We start from the raw sequence: 25,308 nt of genomic DNA, 5'->3' as shown, positions 1-25,308 counted from the left end.
TGGCCGAAATCCGTAAAGGGCCGCGCATGGGGGTTGATACAAAATCGGACTGCTGTGACAGTTGAGAGCAGCTTAGGCCAACGCCTGTGCGCGTGTCCGGCGAATGGCAACCTGGGCGCCTCGCATTGCCGTGCCGTCCTGCCCGCAGGACGCGCGTCGAACACGGTTCACCCGCGAGGCCGCCGATGCCACTCGCTGGGCCCGGCCGTGAGCAGGGAGAACGGTCCGGCCACACCCGCATGTCACGGTCTGGTACTCGAACGCTCCGGGGAGCCCCTGCCCCTGCGGATCACCGCCGACTACGGATTAGGCTGCCCCCATGCCAAAGAAGCGCTCAGGCGGGGGTCTCACGACGACCCAGCAGGCCGCCAAGTTCCTAGGTGTCGCCGCACTCTCCGGAGCCGTACTGGCAGGCATCGCTCTGCCGGCCGCCGGAGCACTGGGGCTCGCAGCCAAGGGAACGGTCGAGGGATTCGACGAGATCCCCTCGAACCTCAAGACCCCACCGCTGAGCCAGCGGACGACGATCCTGGACAACCAGGGCGGCATGATCGCCACCGTCTACTCGCGTGACCGTACGGTCGTCCCGCTCAAGGACATCTCGCCGTACATGCAGGACGCGATCGTCGCGATCGAGGACTCACGCTTCTACAAGCACGGCGCGGTCGACCTCAAGGGCATCCTGCGTGCGATGAACCGCAACGTGCAGGAGGGCGGGGCCGCGCAGGGCGCGTCGACGCTCACCCAGCAGTACGTGAAGAACGTCTTCGTCGAGGAGGCGGGCGACGACCCGGACAAGGTCGCCGAGGCCACTCAGCAGACCCTGGGCCGCAAGGTGCGTGAGCTGAAGTACGCGATCCAGGTCGAGGAGGAGCTCGGCAAGAAGAAGATCCTGGAGAACTACCTCAACATCACGTTCTTCGGGCAGCAGGCCTACGGCATCGAGGCCGCCTCGCAGCGCTACTTCTCCAAGCACGCCAAGGACCTGACGCTGGAGGAGGCCGCGATGCTCGCCGGTCTCGTCCAGTCGCCGACCCGCTACGACCCGGTCAACGACTCGGAAGAGGCGACCAAGCGTCGCAACACCGTCCTGCAGCGCATGGCGGCGGTCGGCAACATCTCGCAGGACGAGGCCGACAAGGCCATCGCCGCCCCGCTCAAGCTGAAGGTCAGGCAGCCCAAGAACGGCTGCATCACGGCCGTGGAGGGGTCCGGGTTCTTCTGCGACTACGTGCGCAAGACGATCCTGACCAACCCCGCCTTCGGCAAGACGGACGAGGAACGCACCAAGCTGTGGAACCTCGGTGGCCTGACCATCAAGACCACGCTGTCCCCCCGGGCCCAGGAAGCGGCCAACGAGGCGTCCACCCTGAAGGTCAACAAGACCGACAAGATCGCGGCCTCGGTGGTGCAGGTCCAGCCGGGCACCGGCAAGATCCTGTCGATGGGCCAGTCGCGCCCGTACGGCCTGGACCAGAAGAAGCACGAGACGGTGCTCAACCTGGCCGTCAGCAACAAGATGGGCGGGAGCACCTACGGCTTCCAGGTCGGCTCGACCTTCAAGCCGATCACCGCCGCGGCGGCGCTGGAGAAGGGTGTCAGCCCGGCACAGACCTTCTCGACGGACTGGAAGATGGCCGTCCCGAAGAACAAGTACACCAACTGCTCCGGGGCTCAGGGCGGCGGCGACTGGTCCGTCCAGAACGAGCTGGAGGAGGAGAAGGGCACCTGGGACATGACGAGCGCGCTCGGCAAGTCCATCAACACCTACTTCGCCCTGCTGGAGCAGAAGGCCGGACTGTGCGAGACGGTCACCATGGCCAAGAAGGTGGGCTACGAGCGCGGTGACAGCAAGCAGCTCGTGGAGGAGCCCGCGATCACGCTCGGCAGTGAGGTGAGCACGCCGCTCTCCATGGCCGCCACCTACGCCACGTTCGCCAACCGGGGCACCTACTGCACGCCGATCGCCATCGAGTCCATCAAGGACGCCAACGGCAAGAAGGTGCGGGTACCCAAGTCCACGTGCACGTCCGCGATGAGCGAGAAGACGGCGGACACGATCAACGCCATGCTCAAGGGTGTGGTCGAGGACGGCACGGGAACCCTGGCCGGCCTGTCGGACCGCGACAACGCGGGAAAGACCGGAACGACGGAGGAGCGCAGGGACGCGTGGTTCGTCGGCTACACCCCGAACCTCTCCACGGCGGTGTGGGTCGGATCCGACGGTGCCAAGAAGGTGCCGATGTACAACATCACCATCGGCGGTCAGTACTACGACAAGGTCTGCGGTGGCTGTCTGCCCGGACCGATCTGGCGCACCGCGATGACCGGCGCGCTGGAAGCGTCGGAGACCCCCTCCTTCAATGCGGTCGCGCTGCCCCGCGGCGAGGAGAAGAAGGAGAAGGACAAGGGGCCGGACAAGGGCCGCGGCAATGACGGTGACGACGACGGCAAGCCCGACCCCTTCGCCGGCATCACCTTCCCGCCCGGAATCGGCGGGCACAACGACGGCCGCCCGCGGGGCAACAACGGCCCCTGACCTGCTGTGATCCACCTGAACAGGGCATGAGGAAGGGGCACCCCCGCTCGGGGGTGCCCCTTCCTCATGCGGTGGAGCCTCCGCGCCATGCCTTGGAGCCTCCGCGCCGCGTCACGCACCGGATGCCGCGAGCCGTGCGGGCGGCACGGCTGGGGTGCGGGCGGCACTGCTCGGGTGGGAGCGTCGCGCATCCGCCTCGGCTTCTCAGCCCGCGAGCAGCCTCTTCACCGTGGCGGCCACCCGGCCTCCGTCGGCGAGCCCGGCCACCTTCGGGTTGACGATCTTCATGACGGCGCCCATGGCCCGCGGCCCCTCAGCACCGGCGCTCTTCGCCTCCTGGACGGCCTGCGCGACGATGACGTCGAGCTCGTCGTCGGTGAGCTGCTTGGGCAGGTAGGCGTCCAGCAGCTCGCCCTCCGCCTTCTCCCGCTCGGCCTGCTCGGTCCGGCCACCCTGCGCGAAGGCCTCGGCCGCCTCACGCCGCTTCTTCGCCTCCTTGGCGATCACCTTCTGCACCTCGTCGTCGGAGAGTTCGCGCGCCGTCCTGCCGCTGACCTCTTCCTTGGTGATCGCGGTGAGGGTGAGCCGGAGGGTGGACGAGGTGAGCTCGTCACGCGCCTTCATGGCCGTGGTGAGGTCTTCCTTGAGCTTGGACTTGAGCGTGGTCATGCGGCGATTGTGACAGGTACGGGGCACCCGCCGCCCGCCTCTTTTCGTCCGCCCCCTCCGTGTCTGCGACGATGGGCACATGCGCGCACGCTACGGAGTACCCCTGAAAGCAACGGCAGTCGGCGCTGCGATCGGCGCCGCCGGTCTCGTGTACGCCGCCGGATTCGAGGCGCGGTCGTTCCGGCTGCGCCGGATCGCGGTTCCCGTACTCCCGCACGGGGCACGCCCGTTGCGCGTACTCCAGGTCTCCGACGTCCACATGGTGAGCGGTCAGCGCAAGAAGCGCGCGTGGCTGCAGTCCCTCGCCGGCCTCCGGCCGGACTTCGTGGTGAACACCGGCGACAACCTCTCCGACCCGGAGGCCGTGCCCGAGCTGCTCGACGCGCTCGGCCCGCTGATGGAGTTCCCCGGGGTCTACGTCTTCGGATCCAACGACTACTACGGGCCGAAGCTCCGCAACCCCGCGCTCTACCTCCTCGAGAAGATGCAGGGCAAGCACGGCCTCAACGGCAACGCCCCCGCGGTCGACGTGGTCCACAACCCGTGGGAGCCGATGCGGGACGCCTTCGACGACGCGGGCTGGCTGAACCTGACCAACACCCGGGGACGGATCAAGGCCGACGGCCTCGAGATCGCCTTCACCGGCCTGGACGACCCGCACATCAAGCGGGACCGGTACGACGAGGTGGCCGGCGGCCCCGAGACGGGCGCAGACCTCTCGATCGGGGTCGTCCACGCCCCCTACCTGCGCACCCTGGACGCCTTCACGGCGGACGGCTACCCCCTGATCCTGGCGGGGCACACCCACGGCGGCCAGCTCTGCATCCCCTTCTACGGAGCCCTGGTCACCAACTGCGACCTGGACACGGACCGGGTGAAGGGCCTCTCCGCCCACACCGTCGGCGAGCGGCGCGCCTACCTCCACGTGTCGGCCGGCTGCGGCACCAACCGCTACACCCCCGTCCGCTTCGCCTGCCCTCCCGAGGCGACCCTGCTGACTCTGACGCCCCGGGACTGAGAACGGCGGCCGAGCCGCAATACCGGATTTCGCCTCCGGGCGACGGTGGGCTAAAGTAATCGATGTCGCCGGGACAATCGGTGGACATCGGGGTGTAGCGCAGCTTGGCAGCGCGCTTCGTTCGGGACGAAGAGGTCGTGGGTTCAAATCCCGCCACCCCGACAGCTGAAACACCAGGTCAGGGGCCTGATCCACTAAGTGGATCAGGCCCCTGAGTGGTTTCCGGGGACGTCTTGGGAGCCGAGTGAGGCGGACGGTCCCGGTAGTCGTGCGGCTACTGCGCCCCACCACAAGCCCGGCCCTCGCCCCGTCGCGATGTGATCCGCTCGTACGGTTCCGCGCCATGGTCCGCTGCCGACATCCCGGCATGCGCGCCCGGATCACGCGCCGGCCGCGTCGTCGCTTTACGCGCCGTGGCGATTCCACACGGTCGTCGAGCACCGGAAGGCATCGGCTTCCGGCGGCCGGACGGCCGCCGGAAGCACTTGCTCATGTGCTCGTGGAAAAAGGAAACGGCTCGGATGAAACATCACGCCACTCCCACCGCATCTAGATGGTGTAAGTCGTAAGGCAAGGGGGAGGACGGCGAATGAGACGGTCCCAGGAGAGTGGTTTCCGGGATTTCGCGGCTGCCCGTAAGGGATATCTGTTCCGCTCAGCGTGCTTGTTGACCAGTGGCGACACTCACCTCGCCGAGGATCTCGTGCAGGAGACGCTCGGGCGGATGTACGTGGCGTGGGGCCGGTCGTCGAAGCTTGCCAATCCGGCGGCATACGCGCAGACGGTTCTGGTGCGTACCTTTCTGGCACACCAGCGGCGGCGTTCGGCCGGAGAGCGGCCCAGTGACGAGATTCCCGAGGTGTCGGCGGCCGTCGGACAGGGAGACGCCTCCCTGCGGCTCCTGCTCCTGGACGCGTTACGGTCGCTGCCGGCGAAGGACCGGGCGGTGGTAGTGCTGCGGTATTGGGAGGACCGGTCCGTCACGGAGACCGCAGATGTCCTCAACGTGAGCTCGGCGGCCGTCCGGACCCGCAGCACTCGGGCGCTCGCCCGGCTGAGGGCTCAACTAGGCGGCAGCATCAACGAGTTTGCCGCGAATTGATCAGTCCGACTGTCTCCGAAGACACATGGTGGTGATTGGCATGTCTGGAACACCGGAAGACCTGGATACGTTCGAAGGCGGGCTCGGTGACGCGCTGCGCCGTACCGGGGAGGACTTCTCCGCGGAGGGGCGCGCGCTGGTCGACGGTGGTGTCATGCGCGGCCGACGGGTGCTACGACGCAGACGGATCGCAGCCGTGACCTGCAGCGTCGCGGCACTCGCCGCCGTGGGATACGGGGCGTCGTACACCACAGGGACGTTCGGAAACGGCTCGGCAGACGGCAACGCGGGCGTGGCCGCACAACCGACGGCGCGGAACACCGGTCCTGCGGCGGAATCGGTACCCGTCAAGGGGCCTCATCTCTCGGCACAGCAGGTGATCGAGAAGCTGGAGGTATTGCTGCCGGAGGGCAAGGTCAGCAGGAAGGAGGGGCGCGGCACGGCCGACCGGTTCGGGCCGTCGGCTCACCTCGTCCTCGACGACGGCAAGGGCAAGGCCGCGATCGAGGTGGGCGTCGGCGCCGTCGATCCGGACGGTACGCAGGCGCGGCAGGGGCTCGAATGCCCCGACAAGGTCTTCGTCACCTACGACTCCTGCCGGGAGGAGACGCTGGCGAACGGTTCGCGCCTGACGGTGGTGCGGGGTTACGAGTACCCGGACCAACGAGTGGCCACCAAGAGGTGGCACGCATATCTCGTCACCCCCGACGGTTACACGGTCGAGGCCAGCGAGTGGAACGCACCCGCGGAGAAGGGGGCCGCCGTCTCGCGGCCCGCGCCTCCGCTCACCGTCGCCCAGTTGAAGGCGCTCGTCCTGTCGGACGAGTGGCGGCCCGTTATGAACGCTCTGGGAAAGGCCCGCCCTGAGCCCGTACAGCAGCCACCGGCTCAGGGGCAAAGCACATCGGCGATCCTGAAGAAGCTCAAGTCGCTTCTCCCCGCTTCCGCAAAGGTGGTGTCCGAGCGCGATGACGGCGGATACGCCTACGTCGTCGTGAACGACGGCAAGGGCGCGAGCCTGGTTCAGATCAACGTGCAGCCGGGCATGGGCGACGTGGAGAACGAGCTCTTCGGACCAGGGGCGGAGGTCCTGCCGGACGGTACGAAGGTCGCCACCCACCAGGGCCCGGGCGAGAAGGGCGGAGCGGGCGTCGTGATGTGGACCGCCGACACCATCCGCACGAACGGTTTCCGGGTCCTGGTGTCCGCGATCAACTCCGGTTCCCAGCACGCGGCGGCCACGCGGCACACCCCCGCGCTGACCATCCGGCAGCTGAAGTCGATCGCCACGAGCGGGAAGTGGACCGAGGATTAGGCCACGGGCGACGCGTTCTGCGACACGCTTCACGACCTCGTGCACGATAAGGATTGTTGCTGCATCAATGCAGGTCAGCGGCTCGGGTGTCGCGCCGGTGCAAGCCGCTGACCTGCGGTGACGCCTATCGTGCACGAGCTCGTCGGCAGAGCCACTTCCCGGAGGGCGGTGGTGAGCCGCAGACGACGTGTGGGCCCGGCCCTGTCCCCGCCTCTGTGAGGGGAACAGGACCGGGCCCACACGAGCCGGTCATGGCGTTGGCGGCCGGAGCCGCGTCCTCGGCGGTTCCGTGCCGAGGGATGGATCAGGCAGCGGCGGCGGTGCTCTTGGCGATCTGGCCGAGAACCTCGGTCAGCGAGGCGACGACCTCGGCGTCGTCCGCCGGGTGGAGCTCGGCGAAGCGGGTCACGGAGCCCGGGATGGAGAGCTTGACGTCCGCGAGGACCGACGCGCCGGCGACACCGGCGGCCTTGCGCGCCTCGTCCTGGGCCCACACGCCACCGAACTGGCCGTAGGCCGTACCGACCACGGCGACCGGCTTGGCGGTCAGGGCGCCGGCGCCGTGGGGGCGCGACAGCCAGTCGATCGCGTTCTTCAGGACGGCCGGCATCGTGCCGTTGTACTCCGGCGAGAACAGCAGGAACGCGTCGGCCTGGCCGGCCACCTCGCGCAGCCGGGCGGCCGCGGCGGGCACGTCGCCCTCGACGTCGATGTCCTCGTTGTAGAAGGGGACGTCCACGAGGCCCTCGTAGAGGTCGACCTCGACGCCCTCGGGCGCGTGCTTGGCCGCCGCCTCGGCGAGCTGACGGTTGTGGGAGCCGGCGCGGAGGCTGCCGACGAGAGCGAGAATGCGTACAGACATGGGGGAAGCTCCTGGGGAGACCGAGACTGCAAAGATAAGCGGACCGTAGTCCGTTTAAAGTTGTACCACCAGAAGCGGACCGCGGTCCACTTCTGGTCCTGCGGCGCTACCCTTGACGTCATGACAGCCCCCCTGCCCCCGCTGTCCGGGCCGCCCGACCCCGGCGAGACGCGCACGAGCCTCACGCTCGCGGCCGCGGGCGAACCCGAGCACCTCCGGGCGGACGCGGCACGCAATCGCGCCCTCCTGCTGGAGGCCGCTTCGCGGCTCCTGGCGGAGTGCGGGGCCGCGGACCTCACCATGGAGTCGGTGGCCGCGGCGGCCGGAGTCGGCAAGGGCACCGTCTTCCGCCGCTTCAAGGACCGCACCGGCCTGCTCATCGCGCTGCTCGACCACCGGGAGTCCTTGCTCCAGGCGACGTTCCTCTCAGGGCCTCCCCCGATGGGGCCGGACGCCCCGGCTGCCGAGCGGCTCCACGCGTTCGGACCGGCCGTCATGCGCCACGAGCGCGATCACCACGAGCTCATCCTGGCCTCACGCACCGATCCGTTGCGCACCTTCGGCATCCCCGCCCACCGGCTGCGCCTCAGCCACGTCGCCATGCTGGTGCAGCAGACGGGCGTGGCCGGGAATCCGGAGCTGCTCGCCCACTCGCTCCTCGCATCGATCGACACCCCCCTCGTCCACCACCTGACCTGCGAACGCGGCATTCCGCTCGCACAGGTGGAACAGGGCTGGCACGACCTCGTCACGCGGCTCGGCATAGCACGTTAGAGCGGGCCGCCCCGCCCGGCGCGCACCTGGACCAGAGCGTGCGTGCCGCTCGTACGCCATGCGTGGCCGGATGTCTCCAGGCGTTCCAGAGCGGGCGTGTCCAGACCCACGACGACGTCGGACTTCAGCGTCCGCAGCGCCGCGACAGAGCTGGGGAAGTAACCGGTGACGTCGGCGAACGGTGTCGTGGGGGGCCAGTGCCGGTCCCCCACCAGCCGACGGTAGTTGAGGTCGCCCTTCAGGATCGTCAGCCCGACGGCGGCCAGCTCGGCCCTGAGGTCCTCAGGCATCAGCTCGTACGGAAACGGGGCGCAGAAGAAGGCGTGGGTACGCACGTCGAGCCGGCCCGCTCCCATGGCCTCCCAGACGCGCCTGCCGATCACACCGGCTTCACCGGGGGCTCCGCTCAGACGGCGTAGGCAGTCGACGACATCGGCCGTCATCGCATCGGAGACGTAGTACGGACGGGGCTTCACATAGAGGACCACCCGGTCCGCGTGCCCGTGTTCGAGCAGGTGGTCGATGAGGATCAGGTCGGGGATGAGCTCGCGCCCGGTGTTGTCAGCGATGACGGCGACGGTGCCCCGTTCGTCGGCGGGCATCAGCGACCACAGCTCCCCCGTGGCGTCGGCGACCAGGCTGTGGTCCGGCTCGCCGAGGGACGGCTCGTCGTCGGAAGGCCGGAAGCCCAGGTCGGCACGGTTTCCCCAGAGCGAGGCCTGGAGGAGGGCTGCCGCCCGCTCACCTGCGGGGAGGGCGGTGAGGTCGTCGAGGGACCTGAGCTCCTCGTCCACCGTGTCGCCGTGCAGCTCGGCACGCTTGAACGGCGCGAAGGGGTCGACGCCCTGCCACGGCCCCTCGTCGAAGTAACCGACCGCCTGCAGGAGTCTGCGGTAGAAGTAGCTCTCCGCCCAGAGGAACGGAGCGTCGAACCACGGGCGCCCGAAGTGCTCACGCCCCTGGTCCAGCCAGAACCCCCGGTCCGGACTCGCGGGACCGGGCGGTTCGACGACACCGTGGATGATCTCGTGTCGCAGGTCGTCGAGGGCGCGGTGCCGGCCGGGACCGTAGGGGAAGGCGTCCCGCACCTGTTCGATGAGTGCCGGATGGCGCTCGGCCAGCACACCCCGGGCGAAGGTGCCGGGCTCCCGGCATGTGATCACCGGTGGCAGCCCGGAGTCCCGCGTGGTCCCGGAAACGGCTCGCTCGTCGCCCATGCACCCAGTCTGCCTGTCCGGGGTGACGAGCTCCGGCTGCGGGTGCCCGTGTCCGCCCTCCGCGTGCGCGGCGCCCGCAGGCCGGACAGCCAACAGCCGGGAAGGAAGCCGCACATGGGCTCGCCGAGGCCTGGTTACGATATGTGTCGACTCAGATGATTTAACCAAGAGAGGGAACCCGCACCCATGCCGGCCGAGACATTCGAGTTCCAGGTAGAAGCGCGCCAGCTCCTGCAGATGATGATCCATTCGATCTATTCGAACAAGGACGTCTTCCTCCGCGAGCTCATCTCCAATTCTTCGGACGCGCTGGACAAGCTGCGACTGGAAACTCTCCGCGACGACACGCTCCGGGCCGACTCGTCCGACCTCCACATCGCCATCGAGGCGGATCCGGAGAAGCGCACACTCACCGTGCGCGACAACGGAATCGGAATGTCGCACGACGAGGTCGTGCAGCTGATCGGGACGATCGCGAATTCCGGTACGGCGAAATTCCTGCAGGAACTGAAGGACGCCAAGGACGCCACCGCGTCCGAGGAACTCATCGGACAGTTCGGCGTGGGGTTCTATTCGAGCTTCATGGTCGCCGACGAGGTCACTCTGCTCACTCGGCGCGCGGGCGAGGAGACCGGCACGCGCTGGCAGTCCGGTGGTGAGGGCACGTACACCGTCGAGCCCGTGGACGACGCCCCGCAGGGCACCTCGGTCACGCTGCGGCTCAAGCCGGAGGACACCGAGGACAAGCTCTTCGACTACACCTCGCCCTGGAAGCTCAGGGAGATCGTCAAGCGCTACTCGGACTTCATCACCTGGCCCATCCGCATGGCGGCGGTGTCGGGCGAGGAGGACGCCGAGCCCACGACGGAGACCGTCAACTCGATGAAGGCCCTGTGGGCCCGGTCGAAGGACTCCGTGACGGACGAGGAGTACAGCGAGCTCTACAAGCACATCAGCCACGACTGGACCGACCCTCTCGAAACCATCCGCATGCAGGCGGAGGGGACCTTCGAGTACCAGGCCCTGCTCTTCCTCCCGTCCCACGCGCCGCAGGACCTGTTCATGCAGGACCACAAGCGGGGTGTGCAGCTCTATGTGAAGCGCGTATTCATCATGGACGACTGCGAAGCACTCATGCCGACGTATCTGCGGTTCGTGAAGGGCGTAGTCGACGCGCAGGACCTCTCACTCAACGTCTCGCGCGAAATCCTGCAGCAGGACCGCCAGATCGAGATGATGCGGCGTCGCCTCGTCAAGAAGGTGCTCTCGACCGTCAAGGACATGCGGTCCAAGACACCTGAGAAGTACACGACGTTCTGGAAGGAATTCGGCCGGGTCCTCAAGGAGGGCCTGTTCCAGGACTTCGAGAACCGGGACGCGATCCTGGAGATCGCCTCCTTCGCCTCCACCCGGGACGAGGAGGAGCAGACCACCCTGCGCTCCTACGTGGAGCGGATGAAGGAGGGGCAGGAGCAGATCTTCTACATGACGGGTGAGTCGCGCTCCGCCATGGAGAGCTCACCTCACATGGAGGCGTTCCGCGCCAAGGGCTTCGAGGTCCTCCTGCTGACCGACCCGGTCGACGAGGTCTGGGTCCAGTCCGTGCCGGAGTTCGACGGCAAGCAGTTGCAGTCCATCGCCAAGGGCGAAGTCGACCTGGACAGCGACGAGGAGAAGGAGGAGATCGAGGCCGAGCGCGAGAAGCGGCAGCAGGAGTACGCCGGGCTCCTCACCTGGATGACGGAGCAGCTGGGCGACACCCTGAAGGAGGTGCGCCTCTCCTCGCGCCTCACCGTGTCCCCGGCCTGCATCGTCTCGGACACGCACGACGCCACTCCGGCCCTGGAGAACATGTACCGCGCCATGGGCCAGGAAGTGCCGCGCACGAAGCGGATCCTGGAGCTCAACCCGTCCCACGGGCTGATCAGCGGGCTGAAGAAGGCTCACGACGCGAGGGGCGAGGACCCGGACGCCTCGACCGAGCTGGCCGAGACGGCCGAACTCGTCCACGGGCTGGCCCTCCTCTCGGACGGCGGCGAGCTGAGCGACCCCTCCCGCTTCAGCAGGCTGATGGCGGACCGGCTGGAGCGCACGCTGTAGTCCGTACCCGTTCCCGTCACCGCGGCCGCCAGGACTCCTGGCGGCCGCGGTCGTGCGGGGGCCCAGTAGCGGAGGGCGGATATCGGGGATATCGGGTGACGCGGGCAGGTGGCGGATATCGGGTGCCGCGGGCGGGTGAAGGATGACGCGCGAGGGTCACGGAGAGTCGCGAAACGCCCCAGGCCTTCACCATTTCGAGGGCCATTCGAAGGTTTATCTACGCGCGGAGCATCGCCCACCGAACGATCATTCGGGCATATCAGACGACTTCCAGCGAGGCCACTTACCGACGGGTACCGGGAGCTGCTAAAAACATGCTCGCCCCACGAACTCCCCCCTCGTCCCCCACATTTCGAAGGGCTGGCAGCCATGTCAGTACGAACCTTCCGGGCCTCCGTCTTCACTCTCGCGATCGCCGCCGCTGCCGCACTCGGCATCGCGGCACCCGCATCCGCCGCAGGAGCCGACTACGTAGCTCTCGGTGACTCCTACTCCTCCGGAGTGGGCGCCGGCAGCTACACGTCGGAGAGCGGCAACTGCATGCGCAGCACCAACGCGTACCCGTACCTCTGGTCGAACGCCAACAACCCCTCCTCCTTCAAGTTCGTCGCCTGCTCGGGTGCGACGACGGCGTCCGTGGCGAGCGGTCAGCTGAGCGCGCTGACGTCGTCGACCACGCTCGTCAGCGTCACGGCCGGGGGCAACGACGTCGGTTTCGCGGACGTCATGCAGACGTGCGTCCTGCAGAGCGAGGCCACCTGCGTGAACCGTGTGAACACAGCGGTCTCACAGATGCAGAACTCGCTGCCGGGTGCTCTCGACTCGCTCTACGCGGGCATCCGTTCGCGTGCCCCCCAGGCTCACGTGGTCGTCCTCGGCTACCCGCGCTTCTACAAGCTCTCGGGCAGTTGCATCGCCGGGCTGACGGAGACCGAGCGCGGGTCGATCAACAACGCGTCGGACGTGCTGAACGGGGTGCTCGCCAAGCGGGCGGCCGACGCGGGGTTCACCTTCTCCAGCGTGGTGGACGAGTTCACCGGGCACGAACTCTGCTCGGGAGACGCCTGGATCCACAGCGTGTCGATCCCCATCACCAACTCGTACCACCCGAAGGCGATCGGGCAGTCCAACGGCTACCTGCCGGCCTTCCGCTCCGTGGCTTAGCGCGCGTGAGCGCGGCTGTCCCGCGGTGGTGCCACCGGACAGTGCCCGGTGGCACCACCGCGCGGCGGCTGCGGGCACGCACCTGCCCGGCACCTGCCCGTCGGGCTCAGTAACGCTCGACGAGATGCTCCCGGCCCGCGGGCGGCTCGTACGGCTCGGGCCAGAAGTCCGTCACCTCGTTGATCCGTCCCACTGCGTCGAAGGCGAAGAAGTGGACGGCGGATATCTCCTCCCCCGCCACGGCGAAACAGGTCCGGGCGGCGGCCTGCCGCCCCTCCCCGTCGGCGACGATCCGCTCGATACGGACGCGCCAGTCCCCCGGATACTCCCGGTTGAACCGGACGTAGCGGTCCCTGCCGAGAACGCGCTCGCGGGTCTGCGGCAGGTCGTACACCACGTCGTCGGAGAGGGTTGCCGCGAACGCCTCCCAGTCGCGGGCGTCCGCCGCCGCCCAGTACGCCTCCACCGAGGCGCGCAGCCCTGCGGCTCCCGACGTCGTACCGGCTGTGTCGGCCATGTCTGTCATGCGTCCGAGTGTGACGCCCGCCACTGACAATCGGCCGGGAACGCCGGTCTCAGCGGTCGATCGGCCGCGAGGCCTTGACCGAATACACCATCGGGATGCGGGGCCGGCCGGCCGGGAAACGGTAGTACCCGTCCCTGTGCCGCTCCAGGACCGGATACCTGGGGAAGAGCGACGCGTCGTGCTCGTGGAGGAACTCGATGCGCAGCCCGGCCTCCGCGAGGGTCGAGACCACCTCCCCCACCGGATGCTGCCACTCGACGCTGCGGTTGTGGACGGTCGTGGCGTGGCGATCCGCGTAGGTGCCGGGTGACTCGTCCACCCAGGGATCACCGCTGAAGTAGTCGTACGTGATCCTCGATCCGGTCTCGTCGTCCAGGCACTCCGTCAGCGGATGGAACTCCGCGACGTAGAGGAATCCACCGGGAGCGACCAGCGACGCCGCGGTCTCCGCCCACCGTCTCAGATCCGGAAGCCAGTTCAGGGCTCCGAACCCGGTGTAGACGATGTCGTACGCGGAGTCCGGAACCGCCTGCGCCGCGTCGTACACGTCTGCGGCGACGAAGGCCGCGCGCTCCGGCGTCAGCTCCAGTGACCGGGCCAGGCCGCGGGCGGTCTCGACCGCGGGCTCGGAGAAGTCGAGGCCGACGACCTGCGCCGCGCCGTGGCGGGCCCAGGACAGCGTGTCCACTCCGATGTGGCACTGCAGGTGCAGGAGTGTCCGGCCGGTCACGTCCCCCACCTCCTCGACCTCGAACGCGCGCAGGGCGTCCCGGCCGGCCAGGAAGGCGTCCAGGCCGTAGAACTCACCGGCGGCGTGGATGGGCACGCGTTCGTCCCAGCGCGCGCGGTTGGTCTCGTACCAGTCGTCCGGTGTCGGTGCGTACATACCGCGGAAGTTACCCACAGGGCGGGATGCGTGCGAACGGTTATCCACAGGCCGCCCGGTACCGCGGCACATCGGGTTGGATGGGGGCATGAGCGACACACAGAACCTCGCGTCCGTGCCCGAGCGGGAGAAGGAGCCTCCGCAGTGGGAGCAGCGCTTCCGCGCCGCCCGGGTCTCCCTGCCCGACTGGGCCGAAGACGCCCCCGACCGCGCGCTCTTCGTGTCGAACGCGACCGGCACGTACGAGCTGTACGCCTGGGATCGGGCGACGGGGAAGCAGCGGCAGGTCACCGACCGGCCCAACGGGACGACGGACGGCGTGCTGACGCCGGACGGCCGGGACGTCTGGTGGTTCGCCGACACCGACGGCGACGAGTTCGGCGTGTGGATGCGCCAGCCCTTCGACGGCGGCGCGGACGAGGTGGCGGCGCCGGGCCTCGAAGCCTCCTACCCGGCCGGACTGGCGATAGGGCGGGACGGGACGGCGGTCGTCGGCCGCTCGACCGACGAGGACGGCACGACCGTGCACCTGGTGCGCCCCGGCGCCGAGCCTGTCGTGATCTACCGGCACCGGGAGTCCGCAGGTGTCGGCGATCTCTCCCACGACGGGGACCTGATCGCCCTGGAGCACACGGAGCACGGCGATGCGATGCACTCCGCGCTGCGGGTGGTGCGCCCCGACGGCTCGACGGTCGCCGAGCTGGACGACACCGAGGGCGGTACGAAGGAACTGGGCCTGGCGGTGCTGGGCTTCGCCCCGGTGGCCGGTGACACCCGGCTGCTGGTCGGACACCAGCGGCGCGGGCGCTGGGAGCCGATGATCTGGGACCCGGTCGCCGGGACGCAGACCGACCTGCCGATCGATCTGCCGGGTGACGTGGGGGCCGAGTGGTATCCGGACGGCTCGGCCCTGCTGATCGAGCACAGCTTCGAGGCCCGCAGCGAGCTGTGGCGCCACGAGCCGGGGACCGTCGACGCGGTCAGGGTCGAGACCCCCGCGGGCACGGTGTCGGGCGCCACCGCGCGGCCGGACGGCACGGTGGAGTACCTGTGGTCGTCCGCGGAGCAGCCGCCGGCCGTGCGCTCCACGTCGGGCTCGGTCGTCCTCGACCCGCCCGGGGCGAAGGCGCCCGCGTCGGTTCCCGTGCGCGACGCCTGGGTCGAAGGCCCCGGGGGCCGCATCCATGCCCTGGTCCAGACGCCGTCCGTCGGTGACGGGCCGTTCCCCACGGTCTTCGAGATACACGGCGGCCCGACCTGGCACGACAGCGACGCCTTCGCCTCGGGTCCCGCCGCGTGGGTGGACCACGGCTTCGCCGTCGTACGGGTCAACTACCGCGGCTCGACCGGATACGGCCGCGCCTGGACGGACGCGCTCAAGCACCGCGTCGGGCTGATCGAGCTCGAGGACATCGCCGCGGTCCGGGAGTGGGCGGTGGACTCCGGGCTCGCGGATCCCGAGCGGCTGGTGCTGGCCGGTGGTTCGTGGGGTGGCTATCTGACCCTGCTCGGCCTCGGCACGCAGCCGGACGTCTGGGCACTCGGACTGGCCGCGGTTCCGGTCGCCGACTACGTCACCGCGTATCACGACGAGATGGAGGCACTGAAGGCGATGGACCGCACCCTTCTGGGCGGCACCCCGGAGGAGGTGCCCGAACGCTTCGAGGCCTCGTCCCCCCTGACGTACGTCGACGCCGTGCGCGCGCCCGTCTACATCTCGGCCGGCGTCAACGACCCGCGCTGTCCGATCCGGCAGGTGGAGAACTACGTCGACCGTCTCGCGGCCCGCGGCGCCGTCCACGAGGTGTACCGCTACGACGCGGGCCACGGCTCGCTCGTCGTGGAGGAACGCATCAAACAGGTCAGGCTGGAGCTGGACTTCACGCTGCGGCACCTGGGAGCAGCGGCGGCGGGCCGGGCCGGGGAGGACCGGGGGCCGAAGGCGTAAGGTCCGGATAAATGGTGCACCCCGCTCCGGGCGCCCGGCGCCGGGGACCGTACCGTGGAGGGGTGTACCGGTTCCTGCTGACCCCGCGATGGTGGGGGATCAACCTCTTCGTCGTGCTGGCCATACCGTTCTGCGTGTTCATGGGCACCTGGCAGCTCGGCCGATTCGAGGATCGCGTCCAGACCCATGAGGAGGCCGAGGACCGACCGGATCCGGGTACCCGCGCCGCGAAACCGCTCGACGAGCTGCTGCCGGTGAGCACGGAGACCTCCGGGCGCCCGGCCGTGGCCACGGGGACGTACGGGGACCAGTTCCTCGTGCCCGGGCGCGAGCTGGACGACCGCGGTGGCTTCTATGTGCTGGATCTGCTGCGTACCGACAGCGGCAAGGCGCTGCCGGTCGTCCGGGGCTGGCTGCCCGGTTCGCCGGGCAGCGCCAGGGTCCCGGCGGCTCCCTCCGGGCGGGTCACTGTGACCGGTGATCTGCAGGCCTCCGAGAACAGCGGCACCAAGGGCGTGAACCTGACGGGTGGGCTGCCCGAGGGGCAGCTCGGCATGATCAGCGCCGCGTCCCTGGTGAACCTCGTCCCGTACGACGTGTACGACGCCTGGGTCACGTTGCCGGAACCCGATTCGAGTGAGCCGGCCGGGTCGGGTGGTGCAGCCGGGGCGGGTGGGGCGAGCGGCGGCATGAAGCCGGTGCCCGCCGCGGCGGCGCAGGGCAGCGGGCTCGACCTGAAGGCCTTCCAGAACCTCGGCTACACCGGCGAATGGTTCGTGTTCGGGGGCTTCGTGCTCTTCATGTGGTTCCGGCTCATGCGCCGCGAGGCCGAAGCGGCGCGGGACGTGGAACTCGGCCTCGCCGCCGACGCCGACTGACAGGGCCGAACAAGGCCCGGCACAGGGCACGTGCTGAGAGCGGGCGGGTGCACGACCGAGGTGCGCGTACCCCACGCGGGGTGCGCGGCGCCCCGGCTGCCCTGACCCTCGCTTGCCCGCCCGGGTAGCACGCGCCCGACCGCCGTGCGCGCCACGCACAGGTACGCGAACAACGCCGAGCGCGCGCATGCCCCACACAGGTACGCGACCGATCCACCGGCCCCCCGTACACGCCCCCCGTACATGCCCGCCCGGGTACGGGCCCACAGGCCCCACCGCCCAATTCCGGACGTCGAGCACGAACGACCGGGCCCGCCGGAACCTGGCGGGTTCTCAGCGGGCCGCGGATCGTCACGGGATGCTCGTGTCGGGGGCGCTGCTCGTGTCGAGGGTGCCCGTATCGGGTTGTTACGAGGCGCCCAGGACGCCCGTCCGGTAGATCGTGCCGGCGCAGGCGTTGGAGATCGTGGTCTCGGCGGTCGGCGCACCGGCCTCCGGGGTGTGCGTGACCGCGATGCTGCCGTCCGCCGGCCCCTCGTCCGCACTGCCGAACTGCGTCCCGGTCTCCGCCGACCCGGCGGTGGTGCCGGTGCTGTCACCGCCGCCACCGGCGCCGTCCGTGGGCGTGGGACTGGGCGAACCACCGGTGGTCGGGCAGGTGTCCGAAGGCACCCATGCGAAGCGCACCTCGTACGCCATCGCGGGCTTCAGGACCACCGTCCCAGGCTCCAGCGAGGGGTCGGGCAGCCCTGACGCGGGGTCCCCCGCGATGTGCTGGACGACGTTGATCTTCATCGGATCCGCGGCGCCTGCCGCCTGGAAGCCGACGGTGCCGTTGGTGGTGACCGAGCAGGAACTGCCGGACACGTTGGAGATCTTGAACGCCCCGTAGACGGTGCCGTTGGCGCCGGCGGCGCCCGCCTCGGCCGAGGCGACGCCGAGCTGACCGGGGTCGCAGGCGGTGGCGGCGGCGTTGTCACCCGGAGTGTCGCCGAGACCCGCGGTTCCGGCTCCCTCGACGTCGGGGCCGGATCCCTCGGAAGGTTCCGCGGAGTTGCCGTGTTCGCCCCCGCCCCCCTCGGTATGGGAGTCCTGGGGACCGGTCGACTGCGGGCCGTCGGACTTGCTGCCCGCGTCCTCGCCGCTGCCGCCCTGCGCCTGCTGCCCATGACCGGCTATGGCCGGGCTGGCGGTGGCCGAACCCTCGGAGTTCGCCACGTGGACGAAAGCGGGAACCGCCGTACCGATCAGCAGTGCCGCGGCCGCCGCGCCCACCAGGGCCTGACGCCGCCTGGCCCGCCGGGCAGGCACCGCCCGCTGCAGGTGGTCGAGAGTGCCGGTCGAGGGTTCGAGTCCCTGGACAGCGCCACGCAGCAGGAGCCGCAACTCGGCCTCGCCCATGTCCCGACCGTCGTGGGCGGCCTCATGGGCTTCGTCGTAAACGCCGTCGCGAGCGCCGCCGGAAACCGCACCGCCGCCGGTACCGATGCCGGCACCGATACCGGCACCGGTCATACCCCCGAACAGCTCGGTCAGGGTGCCGGCTCCACCCGAGGGAAGCCCACCGCCGTCCGAGGGAAGTCCACCCCCGTCCGCACCGCCCGGCGCAGCACCGCCACCCTCAGCACCGCCCGGCGCGAACCCGCCGCCCTCCGGGCAACCGGGGGCGAAGCCGCAGCCCCCGGCGCCATCCGGCGCAGCACCTTCGGCTGCGGTGCCTGGGGCCGCTTCGGCGCCGTCGACGCCGGCCTCGTCGGCCTGTGCCTGCTCACCGTCCCGCTCGGATTCGCTGTGCGGGGTGTCGTCCGGCCCGTCGTTCACAATTCCGTTTCCAGTCCGGTCATCGTCGTGCCTGTGCTCGGGCCCGCTCATGCCTGCGCCTCCATCACCAGGCGCAGTGCGGCGATACCCCGGGAGCCGTACGCCTTCACCGAACCGAGCGATATGCCCAGCGTCTCGGCGACCTGCGCCTCCGTCATGTCCGAGAAGTAGCGCAGCACCAGCACCTCGCGCTGACGGCGCTGCAGCCCCTTCATCGCCTTGATCAGGGCGTCCCGCTCCAGCTGGTCGTACGCGCCCTCCTCCGCGCTCGCCATGTCGGGCATCGGCTTGGAGAGCAGCTTCAGCCCGAGGATGCGTCGCCGCAGGGCGGAGCGGGAGAGGTTGACCACGGTCTGCCGGAGATACGCGAGCGTCTTCTCCGGTTCGCGCACACGGTTGCGCGCCGAGTGCACCCGGATGAACGCCTCCTGCACCACGTCCTCGCAGGACGCGGTGTCGTCCAGCAGGAGGGCGGCGAGGCCCAACAGCGAACGGTAGTGGGCGCGATAGGTCTCGGTCAGATGATCGACCGTCGTTCCTGCCGCCACCGTCTCCTCAGCGCCCTCGCGCTGCGAAGGCAGCCGGGCGGAGCGCGCAGCGGGCATGGGCGCAATCACCGGCATACCGCCGGGTGCGCGGGGCCGCCGGAGCGGGCGCACCGAAGCGCCCCGCAACGGGCCCACCACTGTGATGTCGAGAACCTCTGCCACGCCAGTTGGACACCCATCCCCCCGTCAGGGTTGTACGCCAACGGCACCGCGTTCGATGCTGTGCGACATGCCCTCATTCGTACCTGCTCTTCCCCAAATGCCCCGAAAACGCATCCAGCCACACAAGAAGTGACGATGTAGACGCGTCGCATCCGACCAGCGGTTGCAGATGCCGAGGAGATCATCGTCGGATACGACAACGCCCCAGCTCAAGAGCTTCAGACCAGCGATTTACCCACAGGGCGCACACAGATCCTACAAAAGAGGTTCGATCAGGTCCGGGGAAATTCTCCGGCCACGGATTCGGCGATCTGGGCCACGTTCAGGGCCGCGCCTTTTCGGAGGTTATCTCCGCAGATGAACATCTCGACGGCACGCGGATCGTCCATCGACTGCCGCACCCGGCCCACCCAGGTCGGGTCGGTGCCGACCACGTCGGAGGGCGTGGGGAAGTCCCCGGCCGCCGGGCTGTCGAAGAGCACCACACCGGGTGCGGTCGCCAGGACCTCGTGCGCCCGGTCCACCGCGACCTCGTTCTCGAAGCGCGCGTGCACGGACATGGAGTGCGTCGCGATGACGGGTACGTACACGCACGTCGCCGTGACCTTCAGTCCGGGCAGGCCGAGAATCTTGCGGCACTGGTCACGGATGGCCAGTTCCTCGGACGACCAGCCGTCCCCGGCGTCGGTACCGGCCCACGGGACCACGTTCAGGGCCACCGGTGCGGCGAAGGGGCTCTTCTCGGCGTCGCCCACCGCCCGCCGCACGTCCCCGGGACGCGTGCCCAGTTCCGTGCCCGCCACCAGCGCGAGCTGTTCGCGCAGCGCGGTGACGCCGTCCCGGCCCACGCTGCTCACAGCCTGGTAGGAGGAGACGATCAGTTCCCGCAGCCCGAATTCGGCGTGCAGTGCGCCGACCGCGACGATCAGCGACAGCGTCGTGCAGGTCGGGGACGCGACGATGCCGCGGGGCCTGCGCCGCGCGGCATGGGGGTTGATCTCGGGCACGACCAGGGGGACCTCGTCGTCCGTCCGGAAGGCCGCCGAGTCGTCCACGACCACGGCGCCCCGGGCGGCTGCGACCGGCGCCCACCGGGCCGACACCTCGTCCGGCACCAGGAACAGGGCCACGTCCACCCCGTCGAACACGTCCTCGGAGAGGGCGCGGACCTCGGTCTCCTCGCCGCGCACGACCAGCTTGGCGCCGGCCGAGCGCGGGGAGGCGACGAGCCTGACCTCGCCCCAGACGTCCGCGTGCTCCGAGAGGATCTGGAGCATGACGCCGCCGATCGCCCCGGTCGCTCCCACGACCGCGAGCGAAGGGCGGCGTACGGTCATCGGCCGGTGCCCCCGTAGACGACGGCCTCGTCCGAGTCGCTGTCGAGACCGAAGGCGGTGTGCACGGCGCGCACGGCCTCGTTGACGTCGTCGACCCGGGTGACCACCGAGATACGGATCTCGGATGTCGAGATCAGCTCGATGTTGACGCCGACGTCGGACAGCGCCTCGAAGAAGCCCGCGGTCACGCCGGGGTTCGTCTTCATGCCCGCGCCGACGAGGGAGATCTTCGCGATCTGGTCGTCGTAGCGCAGGGACTCGAACCCTATGCCGGCGCGGCAGCGCTCCAGGGCGTCGATGGCCTTGCGGCCGTCCGCCTTGGGCAGTGTGAACGTGATGTCCGTCAGGCCGGTCGAGGCGGCCGAGACGTTCTGCACCACCATGTCCATGTTGATCTCGGCGTCGGCGATGGCGCGGAAGATCGCGGCGGCCTCGCCCGGCTTGTCGGGCACACCGACGACGGTGACCTTGGCCTCGGAGACGTCGTGGGCGACTCCCGAGATGATCGCGTGCTCCACCAGCTGGTCCCCTTGCGGCTCGTTGCTGACCCACGTCCCGCGCAGTCCCGAGAAGGACGAGCGGACGTGGATCGGAATGTTGTAACGGCGGGCGTACTCGACGCAGCGGTGCAGCAGCACCTTGGAGCCGGACGCCGCCAGCTCCAGCATGTCCTCGAAGGAGATCCAGTCGATCTTCCGGGCCTTCTTCACGACCCGGGGGTCGGCGGTGAAGACACCGTCCACATCGGTGTAGATCTCACAGACCTCCGCGTCCAGCGCGGCTGCCAGCGCGACGGCGGTCGTGTCGGACCCGCCGCGGCCGAGGGTCGTGATGTTCTTGCCCTCCTGGCTCACCCCCTGGAACCCGGCGACGATGGCGATGTTGCCCTCGTCGATCGAGGTCCGGATGCGGCCGGGCGTCACATCGATGATGCGCGCTTTGTTGTGGACCGAGTCGGTGATGACGCCGGCCTGGCTGCCCGTGAACGACTGGGCCTCGTGGCCCAGGTTCTTGATCGCCATCGCCAGGAGGGCCATGGAGATCCGCTCCCCGGCGGTCAGCAGCATGTCGAACTCACGCCCGGCCGGCATCGGGGAAACCTGCTCGGCGAGATCGATCAGCTCGTCCGTCGTGTCGCCCATCGCGGACACCACGACAACCACCTGGTTGCCGTTCTTCTTGGCGTCCACGACTCGCTTGGCGACGCGCTTGATGCCTTCGGCATCGGCTACGGAGGAACCTCCGTACTTCTGCACGACAAGGCCCACGTGCGCTCCTCGCTCAATAATGGTGCGGTCGGCTCAGTTTAACGAGCAGCCCGGAATCGACCCGTCGGTACCGGATGGTGAGATGTCCCGCCCACCACGCGGACCGGCGTGTCGCTCCGAACTGCTCGTAGCGGGCTGCTGCCCTGCTTCTTCGGACCGCACGCCTCTTTGTGGCCCAGGACACAGCGTGGACGGAGCCCCGCGGGGCTCCGGGAGGACGGCCCGGCGGGGCCCTCCGGGACGGCTAGAGAACCGGCCGCAGGCCCAGTGGTCCGGCGATCTCCGCGGCCATCACGCGGCCCGCCTCCTCCGCCAGGTCGCCGTCGCCGGGGTCCTGGTCGGTGTCCAGGCCGTCGAGCTCCTGGAGCGGCTGGTTGAGCCGGATGTGCGCGATGAGGGACTGGAGGGCGCGCAGGGCGGCCGACGCGGTCGAGCCCCAGTTGGAGAAGTACGAGAACTGCCACCACCACATGGCCTCCGCCGTGCGGTCCGCCTCGTAGTGGGCCAGCCCGTGGCCGAGGTCGGTGACCAGGTCGGCCAGGTCGTCGGAGATGCGGTGCGGCACCGGGGCCTTGCGGGGCTCGTACGGGTCGAAGACCTCGGAGTAGACGTCGATGGGCTCCAGGAGCTCCGCGAAGCGCTCACGCAGCCCGTCGGCGTCCGGTTCGGGTCCGAGATCGGGCTCGTAGCGCTCGTCCGGGAGGATGTCCTGGTAGGCCCCGAGCCTGCCGCCCGCCAGGAGGAGCTGCGAGACCTGGAGGAGGAGGACCGGGACGGCCGTCTCGGGCTCGTCCGCCTTGGACACCTCGGTGACCGCGACGATGAACGTCTTGATCTGGTCCGCGATCTGGACGGCGAAGTCGTCCGGGTCCTGCGTGACGGAATTCAGCGTGGCGTCAGACATCGAGGGGACCTCCCGTGAGCACGGTCGCGAACGGTGGGTAGAACATAGCGCCGCCGAACATAAAGCCGCCATCAGCTGTCGGGTCACACATCGAGCAGCCGCCTCCCCTCGAAGGCACGGCCGAGCGTCACCTCGTCGGCGTACTCGAGGTCGCCGCCCACCGGCAGTCCGCTCGCCAGCCGTGTCACCCGCAGACCCATCGGCTTGACCATCCGGGCGAGGTACGTCGCCGTCGCCTCGCCCTCCAGGTTGGGGTCGGTCGCCAGGATCAGCTCGGTGATCGAGCCGTCCGCGAGCCGGGCCAGGAGTTCCCTGATGCGCAGATCGTCGGGTCCGACGCCCTCGATGGGGCTGATCGCGCCGCCGAGCACGTGGTAGCGGCCCCGGAACTCACGGGTCCGCTCGATCGCCACGACGTCCTTGGGCTCCTCGACCACGCAGATGACCGAGCGGTCGCGGCGTTCGTCGCGGCAGATGCCGCACCGCTCCTGCTGGGCGACGTTGCCGCAGACCTCACAGAAGCGGACCTTGTCCTTCACTTCGAGGAGGGCGTGGGCCAGACGGCGTACGTCGGTGGGTTCGGCCTGCAGGATGTGGAAGGCGATCCGCTGCGCGCTCTTGGGACCGACGCCGGGCAGCCTGCCCAGCTCGTCGATGAGTTCCTGAACCACGCCTTCGTACAACGGAACGCCTTTCCTTTTCTCCTGCTCGTGCCGTCGACGGTCGTGGACGGCACGTCCGGGTGGTCACGGGGTCAGAACGGAAGCCCCGGCATGGCCCCGCCGCCCAGGCCCTGGGCCAGCGGGCCCAGCTTCTGCTGCTGGAGCTGCTGGGCGTTCTCGTTCGCCGCCTGGACCGCGGCGACCACCAGGTCGGCCAGCGTCTCGGTGTCCTCGGGGTCCACCGCGCCGGGGTCGATGACCAGCGCGCGGAGCTCGCCGGAGCCCGTCACGGTGGCCTTCACGAGGCCGCCGCCCGCCTGACCCTCGACCTCGGTCCTCGCGAGCTCCTCCTGGGCCGCTGCGAGTTCCTGCTGCATCTTCTGGGCCTGCTGGAGCAGCTGCTGCATGTTGGGCTGGCCACCACCGGGAATCACGGTCACTCCTGGCACTTCGACGACGGATTGTTTCGGTACGCCGAGCCTACGTGCTCACCGGACACCGCGCCCCACCCGCCGGGGAGCAACTCTTTCGAGTGAGTCCGGAAAAGGGTTCGCGGTGCTCCTATACCTGACCAGAGGCCGTGCGCACGCGGGAATCCCGCGATTTCGACCCCATGCCCCACCATTCGGCGGTAGGAAGAGGACGCGTATCCGTACGCACACGCACATCGTAGGTAACGCAGAGTTACACGGGTGGGGCCCGGTCATATGCCGGAGATCCGTCCCTCCCGTGACCGACAACCGTGCCGATCCGCGTCGTTACGCGCCGAACGCAGAGTGCAGAGGAGTGCCCCGGTGAGTCAGCCGGAGATGCAGCCCGACGGGCAGCCCCGCAAGGAGTCCGGCGCTGGATCCGGCGCGAGTACCGGAACCGATCGGTCCACGATGCGCCGCAGCCCGGGCCCCCGGGACCTGACCGGCCGCGCGTTCCCCACGGGCGACTGGGGCGACCCGGCCGAGCGGCTCGACGAGCTCTACCGCTGGGTCGAGGCCGGCGCCCTGGAGACCGCCGACTGGTATCTGCGGGACAGGGTCCGCAAGCGGCGCACGGCGAGGCTCCTGCGCGTGGGCACCGCGGTGGGGGTGGTCGCGGGCGCGGCCCTGCCCCTGCTCGACCTGACCGGCGAACTGCACGGCTCGGCCGGCTGGGGCTATCTGTCCCTGCTGCTGGGGGCCGCCTGCATGGCCTGCGACCGGTACTTCGGACTGACCTCCGGCTGGATAAGGAATCTGGCGACGGCCCAGGCCGTGCAGCGCCGCCTCCAGGTCCTGCAGTTCGACTGGGCCTCGGAGTGCGTCCGGGAGGTGCTCGGGCCGACCGAGGGCACGGCCAGCGAGGCCGCGGAGCGGTGCCTGAGCGTGCTGCGCCGGTTCTCGGAGGACATCACCGAGCTGGGACGCATGGAGACGGCGGACTGGATGGTGGAGTTCCGGGCCGGACCCGCGCCCATGGGCATGCAGTCGCTGGTGTCGGGCGGGACCGCCGGCCGCCCCGAACAGGGGGCACCTCCGAGCCGCCTCACCATGCCGTCGGTGGCCCGTCCCAACATGCCGCGTCAGCGCCCCCCGGAGCCGCCCCGCTGAGCGGGGCGGCTCCGGACCGGAGGCC

22 protein-coding genes and 1 tRNA gene are annotated in these 25,308 nt (G+C 69.5%); 11 read left to right on the top strand and 12 right to left on the bottom strand.

Annotation, left to right across the window (positions count from 1 at the left end; genetic code table 11):
- Positions 1 to 319: 319 nt before the first annotated feature.
- Positions 320 to 2,539: a transglycosylase domain-containing protein gene (locus ACFYY2_RS27465; protein WP_388747823.1), complete on the top strand. Its 2,220-nt coding sequence runs from the start codon at positions 320 to 322 to the stop codon at positions 2,537 to 2,539.
- Between the two features lie 204 nt (positions 2,540 to 2,743).
- On the opposite strand, the gene ACFYY2_RS27460 is transcribed toward ACFYY2_RS27465, so the two are convergent.
- Positions 2,744 to 3,208, bottom strand: coding sequence for a GatB/YqeY domain-containing protein (locus ACFYY2_RS27460; protein WP_388747820.1), 465 nt, complete (start codon positions 3,206 to 3,208; stop codon positions 2,744 to 2,746).
- 79 nt (positions 3,209 to 3,287) lie between these two features.
- Between ACFYY2_RS27460 and ACFYY2_RS27455 the strand changes: the two genes are divergently transcribed.
- The 4 genes from ACFYY2_RS27455 (at position 3,288) to ACFYY2_RS27440 (ending at position 6,643) form a co-directional block, all read left to right on the top strand.
- Positions 3,288 to 4,226: a metallophosphoesterase gene (locus tag ACFYY2_RS27455; protein WP_388747817.1), complete on the top strand. Its 939-nt coding sequence runs from the start codon at positions 3,288 to 3,290 to the stop codon at positions 4,224 to 4,226.
- 88 nt (positions 4,227 to 4,314) lie between these two features.
- Positions 4,315 to 4,388, top strand: a tRNA-Pro gene (locus ACFYY2_RS27450).
- 427 nt (positions 4,389 to 4,815) lie between these two features.
- Positions 4,816 to 5,328 carry a SigE family RNA polymerase sigma factor gene (locus tag ACFYY2_RS27445; protein WP_388747814.1) on the top strand — a complete coding sequence of 171 codons (513 nt, stop codon included), beginning with the start codon at positions 4,816 to 4,818 and terminating at the stop codon, positions 5,326 to 5,328.
- Between the two features lie 40 nt (positions 5,329 to 5,368).
- Entirely contained in the window at positions 5,369 to 6,643 is a 1,275-nt protein-coding gene (locus ACFYY2_RS27440) for a hypothetical protein (protein WP_388747811.1), read from the top strand.
- A gap of 304 nt (positions 6,644 to 6,947) precedes the next feature.
- Here ACFYY2_RS27440 and ACFYY2_RS27435 read toward each other — a convergent pair whose 3' ends face one another.
- A complete protein-coding gene (locus tag ACFYY2_RS27435) occupies positions 6,948 to 7,505 on the bottom strand; it encodes an NADPH-dependent FMN reductase (RefSeq protein ID WP_388747808.1) in 558 nt (185 codons plus the stop codon).
- A gap of 120 nt (positions 7,506 to 7,625) precedes the next feature.
- Between ACFYY2_RS27435 and ACFYY2_RS27430 the strand changes: the two genes are divergently transcribed.
- Positions 7,626 to 8,279, top strand: a complete 654-nt coding sequence (locus ACFYY2_RS27430) for a TetR/AcrR family transcriptional regulator (protein ID WP_388747805.1) — start codon at positions 7,626 to 7,628, stop codon at positions 8,277 to 8,279.
- On the opposite strand, the gene ACFYY2_RS27425 is transcribed toward ACFYY2_RS27430, so the two are convergent.
- A complete protein-coding gene (locus ACFYY2_RS27425) occupies positions 8,276 to 9,496 on the bottom strand; it encodes a damage-control phosphatase ARMT1 family protein (protein WP_388747802.1) in 1,221 nt (406 codons plus the stop codon). The genes ACFYY2_RS27430 and ACFYY2_RS27425 overlap by 4 nt on opposite strands.
- A gap of 186 nt (positions 9,497 to 9,682) precedes the next feature.
- On the opposite strand from ACFYY2_RS27425, the gene htpG reads away from it, so the two are divergent.
- Both htpG and ACFYY2_RS27415 read left to right on the top strand, forming a co-directional pair.
- A complete protein-coding gene (gene htpG / locus ACFYY2_RS27420; protein ID WP_388747799.1) occupies positions 9,683 to 11,596 on the top strand; it encodes a molecular chaperone HtpG in 1,914 nt (637 codons plus the stop codon).
- Positions 11,597 to 11,965: 369 nt separating this feature from the next.
- A complete protein-coding gene (locus tag ACFYY2_RS27415; protein ID WP_388747796.1) occupies positions 11,966 to 12,760 on the top strand; it encodes an SGNH/GDSL hydrolase family protein in 795 nt (264 codons plus the stop codon).
- Between the two features lie 106 nt (positions 12,761 to 12,866).
- On the opposite strand, the gene ACFYY2_RS27410 is transcribed toward ACFYY2_RS27415, so the two are convergent.
- Positions 12,867 to 13,286, bottom strand: coding sequence for a nuclear transport factor 2 family protein (locus ACFYY2_RS27410; protein WP_388747793.1), 420 nt, complete (start codon positions 13,284 to 13,286; stop codon positions 12,867 to 12,869).
- A 49-nt stretch (positions 13,287 to 13,335) separates the two neighbouring features.
- A complete protein-coding gene (locus tag ACFYY2_RS27405; RefSeq protein ID WP_388747790.1) occupies positions 13,336 to 14,172 on the bottom strand; it encodes a class I SAM-dependent methyltransferase in 837 nt (278 codons plus the stop codon).
- A gap of 88 nt (positions 14,173 to 14,260) precedes the next feature.
- On the opposite strand from ACFYY2_RS27405, the gene ACFYY2_RS27400 reads away from it, so the two are divergent.
- Positions 14,261 to 16,120 carry a S9 family peptidase gene (locus ACFYY2_RS27400; protein ID WP_388747787.1) on the top strand — a complete coding sequence of 620 codons (1,860 nt, stop codon included), beginning with the start codon at positions 14,261 to 14,263 and terminating at the stop codon, positions 16,118 to 16,120.
- Between the two features lie 62 nt (positions 16,121 to 16,182).
- Entirely contained in the window at positions 16,183 to 16,998 is an 816-nt protein-coding gene (locus tag ACFYY2_RS27395) for an SURF1 family protein (protein ID WP_388747784.1), read from the top strand.
- Positions 16,999 to 17,406: 408 nt separating this feature from the next.
- Here ACFYY2_RS27395 and ACFYY2_RS27390 read toward each other — a convergent pair whose 3' ends face one another.
- The 7 genes from ACFYY2_RS27390 to ACFYY2_RS27360 all read right to left on the bottom strand — a co-directional run bounded on the left by ACFYY2_RS27390 (position 17,407) and on the right by ACFYY2_RS27360 (position 24,134).
- Positions 17,407 to 18,819: a hypothetical protein gene (locus ACFYY2_RS27390; protein ID WP_388747781.1), complete on the bottom strand. Its 1,413-nt coding sequence runs from the start codon at positions 18,817 to 18,819 to the stop codon at positions 17,407 to 17,409.
- Between the two features lie 47 nt (positions 18,820 to 18,866).
- Positions 18,867 to 19,442, bottom strand: coding sequence for a SigE family RNA polymerase sigma factor (locus ACFYY2_RS27385; protein WP_327122309.1), 576 nt, complete (start codon positions 19,440 to 19,442; stop codon positions 18,867 to 18,869).
- Positions 19,443 to 19,801: 359 nt separating this feature from the next.
- Positions 19,802 to 20,866: an aspartate-semialdehyde dehydrogenase gene (locus ACFYY2_RS27380; RefSeq protein ID WP_388747778.1), complete on the bottom strand. Its 1,065-nt coding sequence runs from the start codon at positions 20,864 to 20,866 to the stop codon at positions 19,802 to 19,804.
- Positions 20,863 to 22,134, bottom strand: a complete 1,272-nt coding sequence (locus ACFYY2_RS27375; protein WP_388747775.1) for an aspartate kinase — start codon at positions 22,132 to 22,134, stop codon at positions 20,863 to 20,865. The genes ACFYY2_RS27380 and ACFYY2_RS27375 overlap by 4 nt, the downstream gene beginning before the upstream one ends.
- A gap of 244 nt (positions 22,135 to 22,378) precedes the next feature.
- The gene (locus ACFYY2_RS27370) at positions 22,379 to 23,038 is read right to left on the bottom strand and encodes a DUF5063 domain-containing protein (RefSeq protein WP_329038758.1); all 660 of its coding nucleotides are present in this window, start codon (positions 23,036 to 23,038) and stop codon (positions 22,379 to 22,381) included.
- An 83-nt stretch (positions 23,039 to 23,121) separates the two neighbouring features.
- Positions 23,122 to 23,721: a recombination mediator RecR gene (gene recR, locus ACFYY2_RS27365; protein ID WP_388747772.1), complete on the bottom strand. Its 600-nt coding sequence runs from the start codon at positions 23,719 to 23,721 to the stop codon at positions 23,122 to 23,124.
- Positions 23,722 to 23,792: 71 nt separating this feature from the next.
- Entirely contained in the window at positions 23,793 to 24,134 is a 342-nt protein-coding gene (locus tag ACFYY2_RS27360) for a YbaB/EbfC family nucleoid-associated protein (RefSeq protein WP_388748054.1), read from the bottom strand.
- Positions 24,135 to 24,494: 360 nt separating this feature from the next.
- Here ACFYY2_RS27360 and ACFYY2_RS27355 point away from each other — a divergent pair, with 360 nt between their 5' ends.
- Positions 24,495 to 25,283, top strand: coding sequence for an SLATT domain-containing protein (locus tag ACFYY2_RS27355; RefSeq protein WP_388747769.1), 789 nt, complete (start codon positions 24,495 to 24,497; stop codon positions 25,281 to 25,283).
- Positions 25,284 to 25,308: the final 25 nt, after the last annotated feature.

The sequence above is a fragment of the Streptomyces sp. NPDC001822 genome, assembly GCF_042892135.1.
Taxonomy (GTDB): Bacteria; Actinomycetota; Actinomycetes; order Streptomycetales; family Streptomycetaceae; genus Streptomyces.
Note: the sequence above shows the minus strand (reverse complement) of the source record. Positions and strands in the feature narration are given on the sequence as shown.